The organism is Burkholderia sp. Ed8, assembly GCF_040761425.1.
GTDB lineage: Bacteria > Pseudomonadota > Gammaproteobacteria > Burkholderiales > Burkholderiaceae > Burkholderia > Burkholderia seminalis.
The window spans coordinates 176,051-194,646 of the sequence record NZ_CP142889.1 but is presented as its reverse complement, the minus strand read 5'-3'; the positions used below and the strand labels follow the sequence as shown (position 1 = coordinate 194,646).

The 18,596-nt window shown below is 69.4% G+C and carries 15 protein-coding genes; 6 read left to right on the top strand and 9 right to left on the bottom strand.

Features of this window, described 5'->3' with window-relative positions:
- Window positions 1-6: 6 nt before the first annotated feature.
- Window positions 7-1,419: a PLP-dependent aminotransferase family protein gene (locus VXM69_RS35105; protein WP_049032151.1), complete on the bottom strand. Its 1,413-nt coding sequence runs from the start codon at window positions 1,417-1,419 to the stop codon at window positions 7-9.
- Between the two features lie 231 nt (window positions 1,420-1,650).
- Here VXM69_RS35105 and VXM69_RS35100 point away from each other — a divergent pair, with 231 nt between their 5' ends.
- Together VXM69_RS35100 and VXM69_RS35095 are read left to right on the top strand one after the other, a co-directional pair.
- The gene (locus VXM69_RS35100) at window positions 1,651-2,880 is read left to right on the top strand and encodes an FAD-binding oxidoreductase (protein ID WP_226254345.1); all 1,230 of its coding nucleotides are present in this window, start codon (window positions 1,651-1,653) and stop codon (window positions 2,878-2,880) included.
- A 41-nt stretch (window positions 2,881-2,921) separates the two neighbouring features.
- Complete coding sequence (locus VXM69_RS35095; protein WP_367190654.1) at window positions 2,922-4,073, top strand: branched-chain amino acid ABC transporter substrate-binding protein; 1,152 nt, start codon at window positions 2,922-2,924, stop codon at window positions 4,071-4,073.
- A 30-nt stretch (window positions 4,074-4,103) separates the two neighbouring features.
- On the opposite strand, the gene VXM69_RS35090 is transcribed toward VXM69_RS35095, so the two are convergent.
- Together VXM69_RS35090 and VXM69_RS35085 are read right to left on the bottom strand one after the other, a co-directional pair.
- On the bottom strand, window positions 4,104-5,021 hold the full coding sequence (locus VXM69_RS35090; protein ID WP_059561308.1) for a hypothetical protein: 918 nt from the start codon (window positions 5,019-5,021) through the stop codon (window positions 4,104-4,106).
- Window positions 5,022-5,092: 71 nt separating this feature from the next.
- Window positions 5,093-5,416, bottom strand: coding sequence for a TfoX/Sxy family protein (locus VXM69_RS35085; RefSeq protein WP_034189565.1), 324 nt, complete (start codon window positions 5,414-5,416; stop codon window positions 5,093-5,095).
- Window positions 5,417-5,701: 285 nt separating this feature from the next.
- Here VXM69_RS35085 and VXM69_RS35080 point away from each other — a divergent pair, with 285 nt between their 5' ends.
- On the top strand, window positions 5,702-7,732 hold the full coding sequence (locus VXM69_RS35080; RefSeq protein ID WP_367190653.1) for an SMI1/KNR4 family protein: 2,031 nt from the start codon (window positions 5,702-5,704) through the stop codon (window positions 7,730-7,732).
- 52 nt (window positions 7,733-7,784) lie between these two features.
- Here the strand turns inward: VXM69_RS35080 and VXM69_RS35075 are convergent, their stop codons facing one another.
- The 3 genes from VXM69_RS35075 to VXM69_RS35065 are packed head-to-tail and all read right to left on the bottom strand — an operon-like array spanning window position 7,785 to window position 10,263.
- Complete coding sequence (locus tag VXM69_RS35075; protein ID WP_367190652.1) at window positions 7,785-9,518, bottom strand: phage integrase family protein; 1,734 nt, start codon at window positions 9,516-9,518, stop codon at window positions 7,785-7,787.
- Between the two features lie 58 nt (window positions 9,519-9,576).
- Entirely contained in the window at window positions 9,577-9,768 is a 192-nt protein-coding gene (locus VXM69_RS35070) for a DUF2964 family protein (protein WP_034189563.1), read from the bottom strand.
- Window positions 9,769-9,783: 15 nt separating this feature from the next.
- Complete coding sequence (locus VXM69_RS35065) at window positions 9,784-10,263, bottom strand: universal stress protein (protein WP_034189562.1); 480 nt, start codon at window positions 10,261-10,263, stop codon at window positions 9,784-9,786.
- A gap of 296 nt (window positions 10,264-10,559) precedes the next feature.
- Here VXM69_RS35065 and VXM69_RS35060 point away from each other — a divergent pair, with 296 nt between their 5' ends.
- The gene (locus tag VXM69_RS35060; protein ID WP_124671266.1) at window positions 10,560-11,321 is read left to right on the top strand and encodes a fumarylacetoacetate hydrolase family protein; all 762 of its coding nucleotides are present in this window, start codon (window positions 10,560-10,562) and stop codon (window positions 11,319-11,321) included.
- Window positions 11,322-11,451: 130 nt separating this feature from the next.
- Window positions 11,452-12,867, top strand: coding sequence for a hypothetical protein (locus VXM69_RS35055; RefSeq protein ID WP_034189560.1), 1,416 nt, complete (start codon window positions 11,452-11,454; stop codon window positions 12,865-12,867).
- Between the two features lie 21 nt (window positions 12,868-12,888).
- Here VXM69_RS35055 and VXM69_RS35050 read toward each other — a convergent pair whose 3' ends face one another.
- The 3 genes from VXM69_RS35050 to VXM69_RS35040 form a co-directional block, all read right to left on the bottom strand.
- Window positions 12,889-13,941, bottom strand: coding sequence for an AraC family transcriptional regulator (locus VXM69_RS35050; protein WP_367190651.1), 1,053 nt, complete (start codon window positions 13,939-13,941; stop codon window positions 12,889-12,891).
- Between the two features lie 147 nt (window positions 13,942-14,088).
- The gene (locus tag VXM69_RS35045) at window positions 14,089-14,415 is read right to left on the bottom strand and encodes a hypothetical protein (RefSeq protein WP_367190650.1); all 327 of its coding nucleotides are present in this window, start codon (window positions 14,413-14,415) and stop codon (window positions 14,089-14,091) included.
- Between the two features lie 32 nt (window positions 14,416-14,447).
- A complete protein-coding gene (locus tag VXM69_RS35040; RefSeq protein WP_367190649.1) occupies window positions 14,448-15,968 on the bottom strand; it encodes a hypothetical protein in 1,521 nt (506 codons plus the stop codon).
- A gap of 449 nt (window positions 15,969-16,417) precedes the next feature.
- On the opposite strand from VXM69_RS35040, the gene VXM69_RS35035 reads away from it, so the two are divergent.
- On the top strand, window positions 16,418-18,589 hold the full coding sequence (locus VXM69_RS35035; protein WP_367190648.1) for a hypothetical protein: 2,172 nt from the start codon (window positions 16,418-16,420) through the stop codon (window positions 18,587-18,589).
- Window positions 18,590-18,596: the final 7 nt, after the last annotated feature.

Below are 18,596 nucleotides of genomic sequence, written 5' to 3'. Positions count from 1 at the left end.
CCGCCGTCAGATCGACCCGAACAGCGCGCGCGGCCGGTCCTTCAGCGTGCCCGCCAGGATCCGCAGCCCGTTGACGAGTTCGTCGCGCGTGGCCGGACACGCGAGGTTGATGCGCACGCCGTGCTCGATTTCCGCGCGGTCGACCGCGAACGTCGACGACGGCATCACGATCACGCCGCGCGCCTTCGCATTCGCGGCGAAGTCGTCGGCACGCCACGGCGGCGGCAGCCGCAGCCACACGAACATGCACGCCGGGTCGGCCTTCAACTGCCCGGCCGGCAGCAGTTCGCGGGCGAGATCGACACGTGCGCGGATCTCCGCGAGTTGCGCGGCCATGATCCGCTCGGCGGTGCCGTCCTCGATCCACACCGTGGCGATCAGCATCGAGGTCGGCGCGGGCATCCATGCGGTCGTGCGCACGGCCTCCGCACACAGTGCGACGCTGTCGCGCGGGCAGCTCAGGTAGCCGAGGCGCAGCCCCGGCGCGAGGATCTTCGACGTCGCGCCGAGATGGAACGTCAGCTCGGGACACAGCCCCGCGATCGCCGGCAGCCGGTCGCGCACGAGCGGGCCGTACACGTCGTCCTCGATGATCGTCACGTGATGGCGGCGCGCGATGTCGACGAGCGCCATCCGGCGCGCGAGGCTCATCGTCGTCACGGTCGGGTTCTGCAGGTTCGGCACGACGAAGATCGCCTTGACCGGCATGCGCTGGCAGATCCGCTCGATCTCGTCGGGCAGCAGGCCGTCGTCGTCGGCCGGCGCGCTGACGATCTCGAACTGGAATACCGGCGCGAGCGCCTTGAGGCCGTAGTATGTGAGGCGATCGGCGACGATCACGCCGTCGGTGCCGATCAGGCTGTTCAGCACCGCATACAGCCCGTGCTGCGCGCCGCTCGTGACAACCACCTGGTCGCGCGACGGCGTGAAGCCGGGCGCGGCAAGCCACTGCGCACCGGCCGCCCGCGCCCAGTCCGGGCCCTGCGGCGGCTGGTATTCCTGCAGCGCGGCGAACCGCGGGTCGCTCGGCAGCGTGCCGAACGTCTGCGCGAGGCTCGCGAGAAACTCGCCGGTCGCCGGGCGGTTCACGGTCAGGTCGATCACGCCGTTGCCGGCCGCGAGCGCCGCGCGGGCCGGCGCGATGCTCGGCATCGCGCCGCCGGTGACGAGCGAGCCGCGCCGCTTGCTGCCGATCACGAGGCCGCGCAGCTGCAGTTCCTTGTACGCACGCGACACGGTCGACACGTTGATGCCGAGCTCCGTCGCGAGCTGGCGCTGCGGCGGCAGGCGACTGCCCGGCGGATACGTGCCGCTGCGGATTTCCTCCTCGATCGAGCTCGATACCTCGACATAAGTCGGCCGCTTCGCCTGCGCCGGCAGGCCGCCGTCACGCTCGCCGGAAAGTTTGTCTGATGCCATTTGTCGCCCATGACCACACAAAAAGCGTTTGTCTGCCGTTTTGACTTGCTCAGCGATTGTATATGACATCCCCGCCCCGTCAAACGCTTAAGGAAAAGTCTGCGGAATCAGCGGTTTGAAATCGGGTAAACACCAACACCACACAATCTCTTTTTGATTGCACACAAAAATTTACTGTGTGATTCTTGATCGCAACTTTGTGTGAACCTTGTGGACCGGAGGGGAAGCGTCATGGCGAACGTCGCCATCGTGGGTGCGGGCTTCATCGGGCTCGGCGCGGCGGCATGGCTGCAGCGCGACGGGCATCGCGTGACGCTGTTCGATCCGGCCGGCATCGGCGAGGGTGCATCGTTCGGCAATGCCGCGACGTTCGCGCCGTACGGCTGCGTGCCGGTGAACGGGCCGTCCGTGTTCCGCGAGCTGCCGCACTTCCTGTTCGCCGCCGACAGCCCGCTGCGTATCCGCTGGCCGTACCTGCTGCACGGCGCACCGTGGCTCGCGCGGTTCCTGCTCGCATCGACGCCCGCGCGCCACGCACGCAGCGCGAGCGCGCTGGCCGCCCTGTTGTCGCGCGCCGCCGACGGTTATGCGCCGCTGCTCGCCTCGCCGCGGCTCGCGGCGTTCGTGCGGCCGCGCGAATGCCTGTACCTGTATGCGCGGCAGGCGTCGTTCGATGCCGCGCAACCGTCGCTCGCGTTGCGACGCCGGCTCGGCGTGCCGTTCGAGACGCTCGACGCGGGCGCGATCCGCGCGCTCGAACCCGCGCTCGCGCCGATCTTCGCGCGCGGCGTGCTGTTCGTCGGCAGCTGGCATTTCTCCGATCCGCACGGCTTTCTCGGCGCGTTGTTCGCGCACCTTTCCGCCGGCGGCGCGACGCTCGATCGCGCGCGCGTCGAGCGCATCACGCCTGCCGGCGATACCGTGAACGTGCAGGCGGGCGGGACGGTCCGCGCGTTCGATCACGTCGTCGTCGCCGCGGGCGCCCGCTCGCGCGAATTCGCGGCCGCATGCGGCGATGCGGTGCCGCTCGACACCGAGCGCGGTTATCACGTGCAGTTCGGCGCGCCCGGAGAGCGCGTCACGCGGCCGGTCGGCTGGGCCGAACGCGGCTTCTACATGACGCCGCTCGACGAAGGGCTGCGCGCGGCCGGCACCGTCGAGCTCGGCGGCTTCGACGCGCCGATGAACCCGTCGCTCGTCGCGCTGCTCACGCGGTCCGCGCGCGAAGCCGTGCCGTCGCTCGGCGCGCCGACGCGCAACTGGCTCGGCTTCCGGCCAACGCTGCCCGACGGCGTGCCCGTCATCGGCCACGCACGCGGCAGTGCGCGCGTGATCCATGCATTCGGCCATCAGCATCTCGGCGTAACGCTCGCCGGCATCACCGGACAGCTCGTCGCCGACCTCGTCGCCCGGCGCGCCCCGCCGCTGGACCTCGCGCCGTACCGGGCCGCGCGATTCTGACGCGCGCCACGCCCCCTTCCACCCACGCAAGGAGAAGCATCATGAATCGTCGTCACTGGCTGGTATGGCTGGCCGTCTGCTCGATCGGCACGGTCGCGGGGTCGGCGCACGCAGCCGACCCGGAAACCGTCAAGATCGGCTTCGCCGGCCCGCTGACGGGGCCGGTCGCGCGCGTCGGCAAGGATCTGCAATACGGGGCGCAGCTCGCCCTCGACGAGGAGAACGCGAAGCATCCGACCGTCGGCGGCAAGCCGGTGCGCTTCGTGCTCGACGTGCAGGACGACCAGGCCGATCCGCGCATCGCGATCCAGGTCGCACAGAAGCTCGTCGACGACGGCGTGGTCGGCGTGATCGGCCACTACAATTCCGGCTGCAGCATTCCCGCGTCGGCCGTCTACAAGCAGGCGAACGTCGCGATGATCACTCCCGGCTCGACCAATCCGCAGCTGACGATGCAGGGCTTCAAGAACGTGTTCCGCACGATGGGGCACGACGGCGTCGGCGGCGTGGTGGCCGGCCGCTTCGCGGTCGAGCAGTTGAAGGCGAAGCGGATCGGCATCATCGACGATCGCACCGCGTTCGGCCAGGGCCTCGCCGACGCATTCGAGAAAGGCGTGAAGGACGCGCACGGCAGCATCGTCGGCCGCGAATACACGAACGACAAGGCCGTCGATTTCCGCGGCATCCTGACGACGATGAAGAGCAACAACGTCGACCTGCTGTTCTTCGGCGGGCTCGACGAACAGGGGGCGATGCTCGTCAAGCAGATGCGCTCGCTCGGCATCCGTGCGCAGCTGTTCGGCGCCGGCGCATTGAAAAGCAACGCATTCCTGAAGATCGCCGGCAACTCGGGCGAAGGCACGCAGGATCTGGAGCCCGGCCCCGCGCTCGACAAGCTGCCGTCGGCCGTCGCGTTCGCGCAGCGCTACAAGGCGCGCTTCAACCAGGACGTCGAGCTGTATGCGCCGTTCGCCTACGATGCGGCGCTCGCGATGATCGCGGCGGTCCGCAAGGCCGATTCGCTCGATCGCGGCAGGATCGTCGCGAGCCTGCCGGGTGTGGCGGTGACCGGGGTGACCGGCAAGATCTCGTTCGACGAGCGCGGCGACCTGATCAAGCCGCCATACACGCTGTTCCGCGTCGAACAGGGGCAGTGGCACAGCATTCGCACGGTCGGCGGCGCGTCGAACTGATCGACGCCGGGCAGCCGGCGGCGGGCGGCGTCACCGCGCCGCCTGCTGCCGCTGCACCTCCTGCGCTTTCATCTGCAGATACGCGCTCCGCTCGACTTCGTGCAGTTGCTGCGGATACTGCTCGGTGGCATCGAACCAGCGCGCGAGGCGCTGGTCGAGCGGCTTGTCGAGCGTCGCGAGATACGTGTCGATCGCAAGGTAATAGCGCATCGTGTTGCGCTCCAGCAGCCCGCGCACGCCGCCGACGTATTGCGGCTGCGCGGCCGATGCACCGACGTTCGTGAACCCGACCTTGTCGCTGCCGACCGTCGCGAGGTAGGTCTTCATCGCCATCCGGCCGACCGTGCCGAAACCATACGAATACGTGAGGTGAAGGAACGTGCGCGACGCGCCGACCGGCACGGCCTCCAGCGCGATCCGGTAATCCTTCGTGCCCATCGGGCCGCTGTCGGCGGCCAGATCGACCTGGAAGTAGTCGGGCGTCGCGGCCGCCACGCGATAGCGGAACTGCACGCGATAGGTGTCCGACAGCTTCTGCTGGATCTTGCGGCCGAGGTTCACGTCGAGCACCGGCCCGTTGCCGCCGCTCGACGCATGACAGTATTTCGTGTTCAGGTGCAGGATCAGCACCGCGCACCAGTTCGCGGGGCCCTGCGCGGCATCGTCGAGCTGGCCGCTCACGACCGCGAACGGATAGTCGACCACCGCGTAGATGTCGCCCTTCAGCGACGACGACGCCTCCGCCGACTCGAGGTACAACGGCCGGTGAAACGCGTTGTCCTTCAGTTGCGCGCCGAGGCTGCGATAACGATCGAGCAACGCGGCCGCGCCGTTCGCGCCATCGGCGCCGAACGACAGCGCGCTCCAGCCGACGCACAGCGCCGCGACGCACGCGTGCCAGACGCGGCGGGCACGCCACGTGCCGCGCGAATGTCCGGATGTCTCCATTCTTGTACTCCCTGCCGCGCGATGGGCGCGCGCCTGTGTCACAGAATACGCCTGCATGCCGCGCGCTGCCGCTATCGGTTCCGCTTCACCGGCATCGGCAACTGCGCGGCGGTGATCCGGATCAGCGCGGCCAGCCACTCGCGGTCGTCCCAGCGATCGCCGGGGATGACGAGGTGCGGCTTCGCGGCCGGATACGGCGGCGCCTCTTCGCAGGCGCCGAGATACGCGCGTCCTTCCGGTGTCGGCTTGACGAACAGCCGGTCGTCGCAGACGAGCGCGACCATCCTGCCGTCGCAATAGATGCCGTATTCCCCGAACATCTTGCGCGCCGATACCGTACCGGCCGCCGCGCTCTGCTCGACGATGAAATCGACCGTGCCCTGGCTCGATGCCATGCGCTGCTCCTTGCAAAAAAAAATTATGACCGCAGCGTACACCGACCGTTCCGTTGCCTCGGCGGATACGCCGTGGCGCGTCATCCATTCGTCGACGGAAAGCGTGTTCGGTCATGGACCGGCGTTCCCGGCCGGCCGTCTCCTGACACACCTGACAGTTACATCGCGGCGCGATGAATCGTCCAATGGCGCTTCACGAAAATCCGGCCTCGATCGTATGTCGGGCGCGACGCGCCGGCGATCAGGCCGCACAATGAAGCATCACGAATCACGACGAGGATGTCGATGAGCGTACCCGCCAACCTTCCCGCATGGCTCGGGCAAGCCTACGAACGATGCCGGTCTCTCGTCCCCGGCGCGATGCGGCGCGAGACGGTTCCGGTCGACGACGCCGCATGGCGCGTCACGGCTGAAGACGTCATCGCCCCCGACGACGTTCCGTCCGTTCCGCTCGCCGCCTGCGACGGCTACGCGCTGCGCGCGGCCGATACCGCAGCGGCCTCCCGCCGCGAACCCGTCGAGCTCGATTGCGAACTCCGGCTGGCCCCGCTGGCGTCGCGAACGGCCAGCCCGGCCGCCCGCGCACTCGACGCACGGCAAGCGGCCGGCATTCCGGCCTACGTCGCGATGCCGGCGCACGCCGACGCGGTTGCGCCGAAGGCCGAGCATCGATGGATCGACGGGAACGCGGGCGCACGCCTGCGCTTCCATGCGCCGCTCGCGGCCGGACAGCACGTGATCGCCGTCGGCAGCGAATTCCGGAAAGGACAGGTGCTGCTCGCGAAAGGGATGCGGATCACGCCCGCACGGCTGGCGGGGCTGATAGCCGCGGGCGTGCGCGACGTCGTCGTCACGAAGCGGCCGCGGATCGGCGTCGTGATCGCGGGGTACGACGTGGTGCCGCCGGGCCATGCACGCGAGCCCTGGCAGCGATTCGACTCGCTGGGTCCGTATCTCCGCGCGGTACTGCGGCAATGGGGATACGCGGTGCCGGCCGCGGAAACCCTGCCGTTGCCCTCGTCGTTTCCGTGCTCGCCCGATACGGAACGCGACGAAAGCGCGTTCAAGCAACAGCTGGGCGCGCTTTCCGGGCGCTATGACCTGATTGTCGGCGCCGGATTGCCGGCGGGCGCGCCGTTCGAGATGCGCGGCCTGAATGCGCAGACGGTCTACGCGAACGATCGCGAGACGATCCGGATCAGGCAGACACCCGGCGAGCGGTTCAATGTCGGGCGAAGCGACGACCGTTCGCCGCCGACGATGTGGACCGTGCAATCCACCCGGCCGGACGGCGTCGTCTACCGAACTGAAACATGCGTCGGTTACGACCAGGCCGTGCTGGTCAATCTGCCCGGCCATGCGAGCGGCGTCGCCGTGCTGATGCACACGATCGTTCCGCACGTGCTCGACCTGCTGGAACATGTTGCGGCGCCAGGCCCTTGCTGGGAAACCGCACCGACCGCGCACGACATCGAACCCGATGCCGAATGCAACGGGATGCGATGGGGCTGCCTGTCCGCCACCGAACGCGGCGAATCGCGAGTCCGCCTGCTGCCGTTCCAGGGCGACGGGCCGATTCGCGGTGTCGCCGAGGCCGATGCGCTCGTCGCGATCCCGGCGGGCGTCGAGGTACTGCCGGCCGGGACGCCCGTTCTGTTTCTGCGGCTGGATGGCACGAGCGCGCGCGCCTCGCACGCCGGCGTGACGCCGGACGAAACCGCGAACGTTCCGGCGCAACCGCGGCAGACCTCACCTTCTCCCGACGTACCGGTTGCCGGCCCCGCGACGCCTGATGTTCGCGAAGCGTGGCAACGCATCGAACGTGCGATCGCCGCTCATCCCGCCAGCTTGCCGGGCGGCCTGAACGGGCCGGCCGACGATCATGTGCTGGCCGAATTGCCTGCCGCACTGGGCGCGACGCTGCCCGATGACGTGATCGACAGCCTCCGGCTGCACGACGGGCAAGCCGATCCGGACGCCGTCTTCACCGAAAGCGATGCGCTGCTCGGCGCGCAGGAGATCGTCGCGCAATGGACGATCTGGCGGACACTCGTTTCCGGCGGCGATTTCGCCGGCATGACGTCGGAACCCGATGCCGGCGTCCGCGATGACTGGTACAACCTCAAGTGGATTCCGTTCACGCACGACGGCAGCGGCAATCATCTCTGCATCGACCTCGATCCCGCGCAAGGCGGCGTGAGCGGCCAGGTGATCCGCGTGTGGCACGACGACGAGCTGCGTGAGCGCGTCGCATCGAGTTACGCGGAATGGCTCGCACGCGTGGCGGCGGAACGCGACGGCCCGGCCGCCGACTGACCGGCTCGCGCAAACGGGTGCAAACGGGCGCGAGCGCCGCCGCGCCATCCGCTTACTTGTCGGCCGCAAACGCGCTCGACATCTGCCGCGCGCGCTTCACGTCGTCGCCGTGCAGATAAATCGACGTCGTCGAGATCGACGCATGCCGCAGGTTGTCGCGCACGGTCGTCAGCTCGGCCCCGCGCGCAAGCGCGTGCGTCGCATGCGTATGCCGCATCCAGTGCGGGCTCGCCTGCCGCAGCTTCTGCGCGAGCGCCGGGTTATCGGCTTCGACGGCATCCGCCGTCTGCGCGAAGAAGCGCTGCATCACCTTCCACAGCCGCACGCTCGTGATCGCGGCCGACTCGTCTTCCGCGAGACTCGCGATCAGCGGCGTATCAGGCCGCCAGCGCACCGGTGTGACCGGCAGCCGGCGCGCGACCAGATAGCGGTCGAGCGCCGTGCGCGCGAGCGGCGGCAGCGCGACGCGGGCGGCCTTGCTCCCCTTGCCGATCACCTTCAGCCACGCGTCGCCGTGCGCATCCGTCTCGATACCGCCGAGCGTCGCGCCGACCAGCTCGCTCGCGCGCAGCCCGGTCGCATAGCCGAAATCGAGAATGAAGCGCAGCCGTTGCGCGGCGGCCGGCGTCCAGCCCGACTGCGGCGCGCCGTCAGCCGCGCGCGTCCGGAACTCGAGGCCGTCGGCGATCGTGCGGACCAGCAGCCACTCGCCTTCGGTGAACGCATGCGACGTGTCGAGTGCGTTCGCGCCGCGCGTATCGCGCACCTTCACGCCCGCGAACGGGTTCGCGAGCAGGTAGCGCTGCTCGATCAGCCAGCGGAACAGCGCCCCGAGCACCGATAGCGTGTACGCCGCCGACCGCGCGGACAGCGCGCCCGAGAACGGCCGCCAGTCGGGCGCGCCGCGCGGCCGCACGGGCCCGACCCAGCGTTCGTGCGGCGTCGGGCGCCGGATGAACGCGCGATAGGCGACCGCATCCTCGGTCGTCAGCGACGACAGCGCGCGCCCGCGCTCGACGATGGCCCACAGGATCAGCCGCTCGGCTTCCTTGCGGTATGCACGCCGCGTCGCGGCCGATTCGTGCAGCGACAGCCACGCGTGCACGGCCGCGTAATCGTTGTCCGCGTCGAGCGTGCTGGTCGCGCGCGGCGCGCGGAACGTGCCGGCCGAGCCGTCGACCTCGTGCGGCAGCTTCAACTGCTCCCACGGCACGATGCTGCCGCGCGGCGTCGCGGCGATCAGCGCGCGCGCCCGCTCCGTCAGGTCGGGATGCTCGGCGAAAAATGCCTCGATGCGCCGCGCGCCGGCCACGCCGAGGCCCGCGATCGCGGTCCACCACTGGCGCCGGCGCGGAATGCGTACCGTCAGGTCGGCCAGCGTCGCGATGCCGTGCGCCCGCAGCGCGACGACCGCGCGCGCGGGCAGCCAAAGGCCGACGTCGTCGCTGATCTGCGGCAACGGCGCGCGCGCGTGACGCAGCAGGCCGATTGCTTCGGTCGCGGCCTTCGCCTCCCGCACACGCTCACCGTCGGGATGGCCGAGCCGTTCCGCGAGATCGGGGCGGCCGGCCTGCCGCGCGACGCGCACGAGGCGGCGGCGAATGGCGCCGATCACGCCGCGCGCCGACCGTCCTGCGCCGAGGCGATCGGGCAGGTAGCGTTCGACGGCCTGGCGCACGGTCATGCCCGCGTACCACGCGCGCAGCGCGGCCAGTTCGTCGGCGTCGGGAAAGCCCGCGGGCGCAGGCGCGGCATCGGAAGGCGGTGAAATGAGGCGCGGTTTCATGGGCGCCAGTTTGACAGAAGCGTGCGCGGCCGGGTACACGCGGCCGCGCGTCCCGGCGTCACTCCTCGCCTTTCGGCCCGGGATTGAGCATCACGACGAAGCCGGCCACGCCGACGATCAACGCGATCGCGCCGCCGCGCAGCGCCGTCGGGGTATCGAACAGCAACCCCGTCACGACGGCCATCATCCCGGCGAGCGACACGAACACGGCGATCGCCGCGACGACGATGCGGTACTGGCGACGTATCATCGCGTGTCGTCCGCGTTACGCTGCCGCGGCAGCCGCCGGCTCGTCGGCATCGTCGCCGCGAATCAGCAGCACCGGACACTTCGCGCCGCGCACGAAGTGCTCGGCGACGCTACCGAGCAGCACGCGGCGGATACCGCGCCGCCCGTGCGTGCCGACCACCGCGAGATCGATGCCGCGTTCCTTCACGTAGCGCTGCAGGCGTTCCGCGATATCCTCGCCGATGCTTTCGGTCTCGACGAGTTCGGCCTCGCCCTTCGCGCCGGCCAGCGCGATGACCTGTTCGGCTTCGCGCAGCACCTTGCGCCCGTCGTCGCGGATTTCCTCGATGAGCGCGTGCGGATCGAAACGGCCCGCATACGTGAACAATACCGACTTGTCGACCACGTACACGGCGCTGACGTGCGCGCCGGCCGCCAGCGCCACCTTCACGGCCTCGGCCAGCGCCCGTTTCGACGAAGCGCTGCCGTCGACGGCCACCATGATCTTTTCGTACATACGAACCTCGCTGGGGTGAACGCCGCGCGCCCCCTCGCACGCGGCCATGTCACCATCATCGGCCGACGCGGGGGCCGGATATTGACGATCGTCAACCCCGGCCGGAACCGTGCATGCGGCAAACCGACGCGACGCAGGACCGGCCCCTTGCGTCGTCGGCAGCGCGGCGAACCGGGCGGATGACCGGCCCGCCGAGGGGCTTTCGAGCGGCCATCGCGCCGAAGGCGCTATCATCGGATGTGCGACTTTCGTCCGGCCCTTTTTTGCCGGCCCCACTTTCAACTCGCTCAACCGACATGACAACGACTACCGAACGCGTGGACGGCGCCGCCCAGCATCTCGTCGCCGCCCGCCATGCCGGCTCGCCCGGCCCGCTGCTGCCCGATGCGCTGCGCCCCGAGGACGTCGACACCGCGCTCGCGATCCAGCAGCGCGTGGCCGACCTGCTCGGCGAACCCGTCGGCGGATGGAAATGCGCGCTGCCGCCGCCCGACCGCGTGATCCTCGCGCCGATCTTCGCGTCGACGATCCGCGAAGCCGATGCGCCGTACCGCGTCGTCGGCGGTCCGATCGTGCGGATCGAACCGGAAATCGCATTCGTGCTCGACCGCGACCTGCCCCCGCGCGCGCGGCCCTATGAAGAAAGCGACGTGCGCGCGGCGATCCGCGAAGTGCGCATCGTGCTCGAGGTGCTCGGCTGCCGCTACGCGGAGCCCGCGCGCGCGTCGAAGTTCGAGTTGCTGGCCGACGGGCAATTCAACCAGGGGCTGTGCGTCGGCCCGGTCGTGCCCGACGGGCTGAACGTGCCGCTCGAGACGCTGGCGCTGTCGTTCGAAGGCGCGCTGAACCGCACGATCGACGGCCGCCATCCGGACGGCGATCCGCTCAAGCCGCTGGTGTGGCTCGTCAATTTCCTCGCGGCGCGCGGCGAGGTGGTGCGCGCCGGGCAGATCGTGACGACCGGTTCGTATGCGGGTGCGATCGACGTGCCGCTCGGCGATGCGCTGACGGTTCGCTTCGGCGAGCTCGGCAGCCTGTCGGTGACGTTGACGGCGTGATCGATCCGGCGCGTGGCGGCAGGCGCACGGCGCCGTGCACCTGCCGCCCGCCGTGATACCGTTGCACAACGTCGCGCGTTCCGGCCCGAAGGCCGCCTCCCCGCGAACCGCCTTTACGCCCGAACCCGCCATGTCGCTGACACCGCTGCCCGCCCTGCTCGACGAAACCCTGCGCATCGTCGCTCGTCGCTACCGGCTGCCGCCGCTCGACAGCGCAGCGTCGTTGACCGACGCCACGCCTCCGGCCACCGCCCTCGCGATCGTGATCGAGGAAGCGCGCCGGATGCGGGCGGACGGCGAGGCGCCCGGCACGGCATTGCGGCAGCGCTTCATCGATGCACTCGCGCGGATGATCCGCGACGCGATGGACCCTCGATCCGGCGATCCGTCGTTTCAGGCATCGGTACTGCGGCACGATGCGCCGAACGTGCGCGAATATGCGTCGCTGTCCGCGCACGCCGAGCAGGACCGGCGCGCGCTGTACTCGGCCGTCAATGCGATCGCGCACCCGGCCAAACTCGAGCGCAGCGCCCAGACGTGGCAACGCGACGCGCTCGCGCGACTGCATGCGGCCGCCACCACGGCGTCGTGGGCCGACCTTCATGCGACGCTGCGGCAACTGCTCGCGCTGCCCGAGATGGCGACCGACACCGCTTTCGAGCAGGACATCGTCAAGCTGAAGGACAGCCCCGCGCTCGAACGCCTGTTGCATCTCGACAGGCTGGCTTCCGACGACGACGTCCGCCGCTACCGCGCGCTGTGGGTCCGCCAGGGGCCGCTCGAAGGCAGCACGATCGCGGTCGCGCAGGGCGTTGCCTCCCAGCAGCGCGGCGCGGCCGTCGAGGCGCTCGCGGCACAGGCGCTCGACGCATTGGCCGGCAGGCTCGAAGCGGTGGACGGGCAGCGGTCCTACCGGGTGGTCACGTCGATGCGCGTGCCGTCATCGATCCCCGGCCGCCACGACCGTGCCAAGACCGAGTGGGACGCGATCCTGCTCGAACGCGCACGAAGCGACGACGCGGCATCCGCATGGAACGTCCGCTTCCTCGTCGAAGCAAAAGCGTCCGCCGATGCCGCGACGACCGATCTGCCGCGGCTGCTGCGCGGCCTGAACCTGCTGGCGCAGGCCGATCCGGACACGGTCTACGCGTTCGAGACGCACCAGGGCACGGTGCGCGTGCATGGCGCGTCGCTGCGCGCGCTGACCACCGACGCCGCCGCGCTGCAACGGGAAGTGCTCTATTGCTGCGACGCCGCCGCGGACGCGACACCGCGCCTGCTGGGCGCCGGGAGCCGGATGCAGTTGCTGTCGGCGCAGGCGAGCCTCGAATACGCGAGCGCGCTCGCGCAGCAGCGTCCCGATGCCGATCCGGACGGCCTTGGCGTCATCTGGCACGCGCTGCTGACCGTGCCGCAATGGCACGCCGTACTGCATCAGTATCCGTCGTTGCGGCAGGTGCGCGAACTGATGGTGGCGATCGACGACCTGCGGGCCGCGATCGGCGACGCCGACGACGGGGAGGTCGCCAGCAGCGTGTGCGCATGACCGGCGAGCGGCCCGGTCCGCTCAGTGGGTGAGCACGCCGAACGGCAACGTCCACCCCGCCAGCCGGCCGCTGTCGGCCCATCGCGCGTCGGTCGCCCCGCAAGGCAGCAGCACCGGCGCGGCCGCGTACTCGAGCGTTTCCTTCGGCGTATGGCCGAACTCCGCCTTGAACAGCCGGTGGAAATACTTCTCGTCGGGGAAGCCGTGCGCCCAGGCGATCTCGGCAATGCGCCGGTGCCGGCGCTGCGGATCGCCCAGCACGTGGTAGGCATGACGCAGCCGCCTGCGCGTGATCTGCCGCATCACGCCGCCCTCCTCCTTGAACAACTGATAGAGCCGCGCCCGCGACACGCCGATGTCGCGGCAGATCCGCTCGGGCGTGAGGTCCGGCTCCAGCAGGTGCACGTCGATGTAGCGGCGCACCCGGTCGACCAGCGCATGGTCGATCGGGCCGCGCGCATCGCTCAACGCCTGCGCAGTGGGCGCCACGGCCGCGGCCAGCAGCAGCAACATCGACTGGACGACGCTCGGCACTTCGTGCGTGCGCAGGTTCGGCAGGTTCCGGAACAGCGACAGCATCTGGTCCGCGACCAGGCGGCCCACGCCGCTCGTCAGCGTCTGGCCGTGCGCTTGCGCCGCATGACCCGGCAACAGGTATCGGGGCACGACGAGGCTGATCACGTCGCCGGCGTCGACCCGACAGTCGTTGATCTGCGCGACATCGTAGACGAACAGGTCGCCGGCGCGCTTGACCAGCTCGGGGCCGCCCGTATGACTCGCGAGCCGCCCGCCGAGCAGCAGCGTGAAGCGGATCGAATCCTGCCCGTCGAGGCGGATGCGCCGCGGCGTCCTGCGAACCGTATAGGTCGGCACGCGCGAGCGCCATTGCCGGCCCGACAGGATCAGCGGGCCGATTGCCGCGCCGCTCGCCTCCGCGTCGAACGGGCCAAGCCCGCCATCGTCATCGAGCCGGTAATCGCACAGCATGTCCTTGACCCAGACGTGGAACCGGTCCGGCTCGGGATAGTCGATCGTGCGAAACTTGAAAACAGGGACGAATGCCGCTTGATCCATGACAGTTTTTTATCGAACCGGTGGAAAAGGAGGAATCGGTTCGTCGATTATCGGACCAAATTGCGCCGGCGCAAGGCCGACGCGGCCATTCGTCCATTCAAGCGGTCGGCCGGCGCCCGCTGACGGGCGCCGTCGTCACCGCGGCCATCAGCGTTGCGGATGGCATTCCCAGTTGTTGTACGTCGGCCGATCGAGCGGCGTGAGCCCCGGAATCATGAACACCGTGCAGCCGAAACGCCGCCCCTTGCCGGTCGTCGCGTCGTAACTCACCTTCTGGCCGCCCAGCCCGTCCTTTTTCGCGTACTGCACGTTGGCGATGGTGATCTCGTCCGACGACGCGAGCCCGAGCGTCTTCGCGGTCGACGTCTGGACGTCGACCATGTTCATCTGCGTCGTGCCGCATGCGGACAGCACGAGGGCGGCGACCGTGACGCCCAAGGCGGTCCGGAAGGTGCAATGCAAGGTTCTTTTCATGTTTTCTCCTTCAAATTCATGGCGCGAATCCGTTACGAGCCCGGTGTGTAAAAACTTGCCTGTACCTGGCTGCCGACGCTCGGGACATACGACAGCCACGCCAGCGCCATCGCCCCCGTCGCGTTGACGGCCAGCGCCGGCCACGATGCGCTCTGTGCCGCCACCGTCGACGCGCTCCACGCGCCCTTCCGGTAGCTGGCCGCGATGACGGCCGATGCGCCCGGCAAGCCGGTGTCCTGCCAGGCGGCCGTCACGTTGCCGGCCGCATCGATCACGAGCGGCGGGTACTGGCCTGCCGCGCCGTTCAGGTGTTCCGTCAGCCGCTGCAGCGGCCCCCAGTTCCCGCTCGCATCGGACACGCTCACCTGCAGCGCCGCGCCGCCTTCCGCCCACATCGCGGCGGCCACGCCGTTGTCGTTGACGGTCAGCATCGGCGTCGCGATGAACCCCGTCGGCTCGACGATCGCCGGCGAAACGGGCTGCGCGGGCTGCCACCCGGTTCCGGACACATAGCGTTGCGACATCGTGGCGGTGTAGATCTTCCCGTTCGTCACGTCGATCTGCCCCCAGAGCAGCGTGATGTTGCCCTTCGCGTCCATGCCGGCCACCGGCGAGATGATCGTCGTGAACAGGCTCGTGTTCGACACGGCCTGGTTCACGTTGGTCCAGCCGTTGGTCGCGTCGTACGTGGCCGTCCACAGCGCCGAGTGCGTATGGTTGGTCTGCCGCCACGCGAGCACGGCACGGCCCGACGCCAGCACCGAGATCATCGGCCGCACGTTGTCGGTGTCGCCGGTCACCGCACCCGGCCCGGTCTGCACCGGCATCTGGATCACCGCCGCCGGCGACCACTGGCCGGCCGCGGTGTAGCGCGACCACGCGATGCGCGTATCGAGCAGGCTGATCGACTGCGTCCACGCGACGAGCGCGTTGCCCTGGCTGTCGATCCCGGCCGAATAGGTCGAACCCGCCACGTCCGGCACCAGTTCGAATGCCGCGCCCCATCCGCCGGCCGGGCTGTACGGGCGCGCCCACAGCGCGTACGTGTTGGGGCCCGGTTTCCATTCGGTCCAGAATGCGACGGCCTGCCCGCTCGCGTTGCCGACCAGCTGCGGCGGGCTCGAACTCGTCGTGTTCATCGAATGCGAGCCGTCGCCCGTGTCGAGCCGCGTCGCGCTGCCCCAGCCCGAGCCCGCGACATAGCGCGCGCCCCACATCTCGTTGCCGTTCGCGCCGGCGGGCCCATTGGTCATCCAGGTCGCAAGCGCGTTGCCGCTCGCGTCGATCGTCACGCTGGGCTCGCCCTCCGGCCCCTTGTCGTCGACCGCCGCGGCCTGCGACCAGCCGGCCTGCGGTTGCGCGGTCCCGCCGCCCGTCGGGCCGCCGCTTGCACCGCCGCCACTCGAACCGCCGCCGGGCGAGGTCGAACCGGAAGGCGAACCGGGCGTGTTCGGTGTCGACAGCGACGCGCCGCCGTTCGGCGCGACGTCGTCGCCGCCGCATGCAGTCAGCGCGAGCGCGGCTGCCATGACCATCCATGTAATGGGTTTCATCGGAATCCTCTTGTTTTCATTTGCCGGCGCACGCGCGTCTGCGATGCGGAGAAACACGCATCGCACCGCCCGAAAGATTGATAAGCAATACTATTTAAAAGGCATGGAAACCGGCATGCGTTCGCGCCCCTGTCATGATCGAAGCCGTCGTTAGGATCGGTGCGAACGCCGCTTTCGGCAGACGGCCCCCCGTCGGGCAGCGAGGACGACGACAGGTGGTCTATCGTCGGATGTCCGTCACTGCCGGCTGCATCTTAATTCAGGCAGTCCCGATTCAAGGTGGCGTTGCGTCCACACTGAGTGGACTTCCGTTTCACCCGGCGGCGATCGACGCGACCGGCCCGCGCGTGCCGGCAACCGTTGCCGGCCGTGAGGTACGATACGCGCCGGGGCGACGCGCCCCGCCTGAGAGACCCGGCCATCGCGGCCCCCTACCCAGCACAAGAAAAATGCCAAGCAACCCATTGCTGCACCGAAACCTGTTCGCCGCGCTGGCGGCCAGCCTGCTCTGGATTCCGGCCGCCCACGCCAGCGGGGACGACGGCTGCTATGCGCCGACCACGCTCCGGCAATCCGGCTACTCGTGCGCCAACCTGCCGATGCTGAGCCCCGCCAACGACACGCGCGTCAACGCGATGCTGATGATGGTCGACAGCGCCAGGGTCGCGCAGGTGTTTCCGGACCCGAAGACCATCCCGGCGAAAGACCGGATCAATCAGATCATCGTGCCGTTCCCGATGGACTTCTCCGGATGGATCTATATCGGCCAGAAGGAAGCGGAGAAAACCGGCGGCACGCCGGACGCCGATGCCTCGTCGAACCGGTATGCCGACGGCGAAGGCAGCATCTGCCGCAGCATGAACGCAGGCGCCGATGCGTTCAACGACGCACTGACCGGCGCCGGCGGCCTCCCCGCCGACGAAGCCGCGCGGCTGCGCACGGCACGCGCCGACATCGCGCAGAAGACCTGTGCCGCCGGCGGCGCGAGCGCCGCCTGGATGAAGCCGCCGGTCAAGTCGCCGCTCGGCCAGCAGTTCGCCGCGTACCTCGACGGCACGAACGCGTTCTACCGCGCCGACTTCCTCACCGCGACCCGGTCTTTCGCGCAGGCGTCGCACAGTGCGAACCCGTGGCTGAAGGAAACCGGCCTCTACATGGCCGGGCGCGCGCAGCTGAACGCCGCGCAGGCCAACGTGTTCGACAACGACAGCCCGACGCCGACGCGGGCGCGCGTGACGAAGGTGTCGCTCGACGCCGCGAATACGGTGTTTCGCACCTACCTGAAGGTGTATCCGCAGGGGCGCTACGCGGTGTCCGCGACGGGGCTGTTGCGACGGGTCGCGTGGCTCGGCGGGAACGTGACGCAGCAGGCCGATCTTTACGGCCACGCGCTCGCGCGCTGGTCGCCGGCGACGTCGAACGTGCCGCTGATGCAGCTGGCGAACGAACTCGACAGCAAGCTGCTGTTCGGACCGGATTTCGACGCACGCCAGATCCAGTCGCCGACCGTGCTCGCGACCGTCGACCTGATGCGCATGCGCGTGTCGGACAGCGGCGATTCGAGCAGCAGCAAGCCGATCACGCTGGACGAGTTGCAGGCGCAGAAGCCGCGCTTCGCGAACGCGCCCGTGCTGTACGACTATCTGCTCGCGACCTGGTACGTGCAGATCGGGCACAAGCCGGAGGCCGCGCTCGAATTGCTGCCGCAGACGCCCGCCTCGCCGCTCGACTACTTCGGCCTGAGCCAGCAGGCGCTGCGCGCGTTCGCGCTGGAAGACAGCGGCCAGAGCGACAAGGCACGCCAGCTGTGGCGCGACCTGATCCCGCTCGCGAAATTCCGCTTCCAGCGCGAAGCGCTCGAACTCGCGCTCGCGATCAACCTGGAGCAGGCCGGGCTCGTCAACGACGTGTTTGCCGACGATTCGCTCGTGCAGAACGTTGCGATTCGCGCGGTCCTGCTGAGGCGCGCGGCCAATGCGGACCTGCTGCGCGCACAGGCGCAAAACCCGGCGGCCGGCGCCGCGCTGCGCGACGCCGCGCTGTACACGCTGCTGTACAAGGAGCTCACGCGCTCGCGCTACGCGGAGTTCATCGCCGATACCGCGCTGGTGTCGGGCACGCCGGCCGACCCGCTGAAGCCGTTCGTCGCGGCCGGCCCGCGGAAAGACGACGGCTACACGTGCCCGTCCGCGCGCGACATCGCGACGGTACTCCAGCAGAATCCCGCCGACGCGAAAGGGTTGAACTGTCTCGCCGATTTCGTGCGACTCAATCCGCTCGAGGCCAACCTCGAGGGCGATGCGTCGCCGTGGGCGCGTTACGCGCCGCCGTCGAGCACCCCGCGCACGGCGCCGCCGACCCTCGGCAACGCACCGTCGCAGTTCGCCGGCAAGCCGTACGAGCGGATGTCGAGCTATGTGACGGTGATGGCCGATGCGCAGGCGAACCCGAACGACCGCGCCTACGCGTTCTACCGCGCGATCAAGTGCTATGCGCCGTCGGGCAGCAACGAATGCGGCGGCAAGGAAGTGCCGAAGAATACGCGCAAGCGCTGGTTCGATACGCTGAAGACCGCCTATCCGGGCAGCCCGTGGGCGCAGAAGCTCCGCTACTACTGGTGAGCGCCGC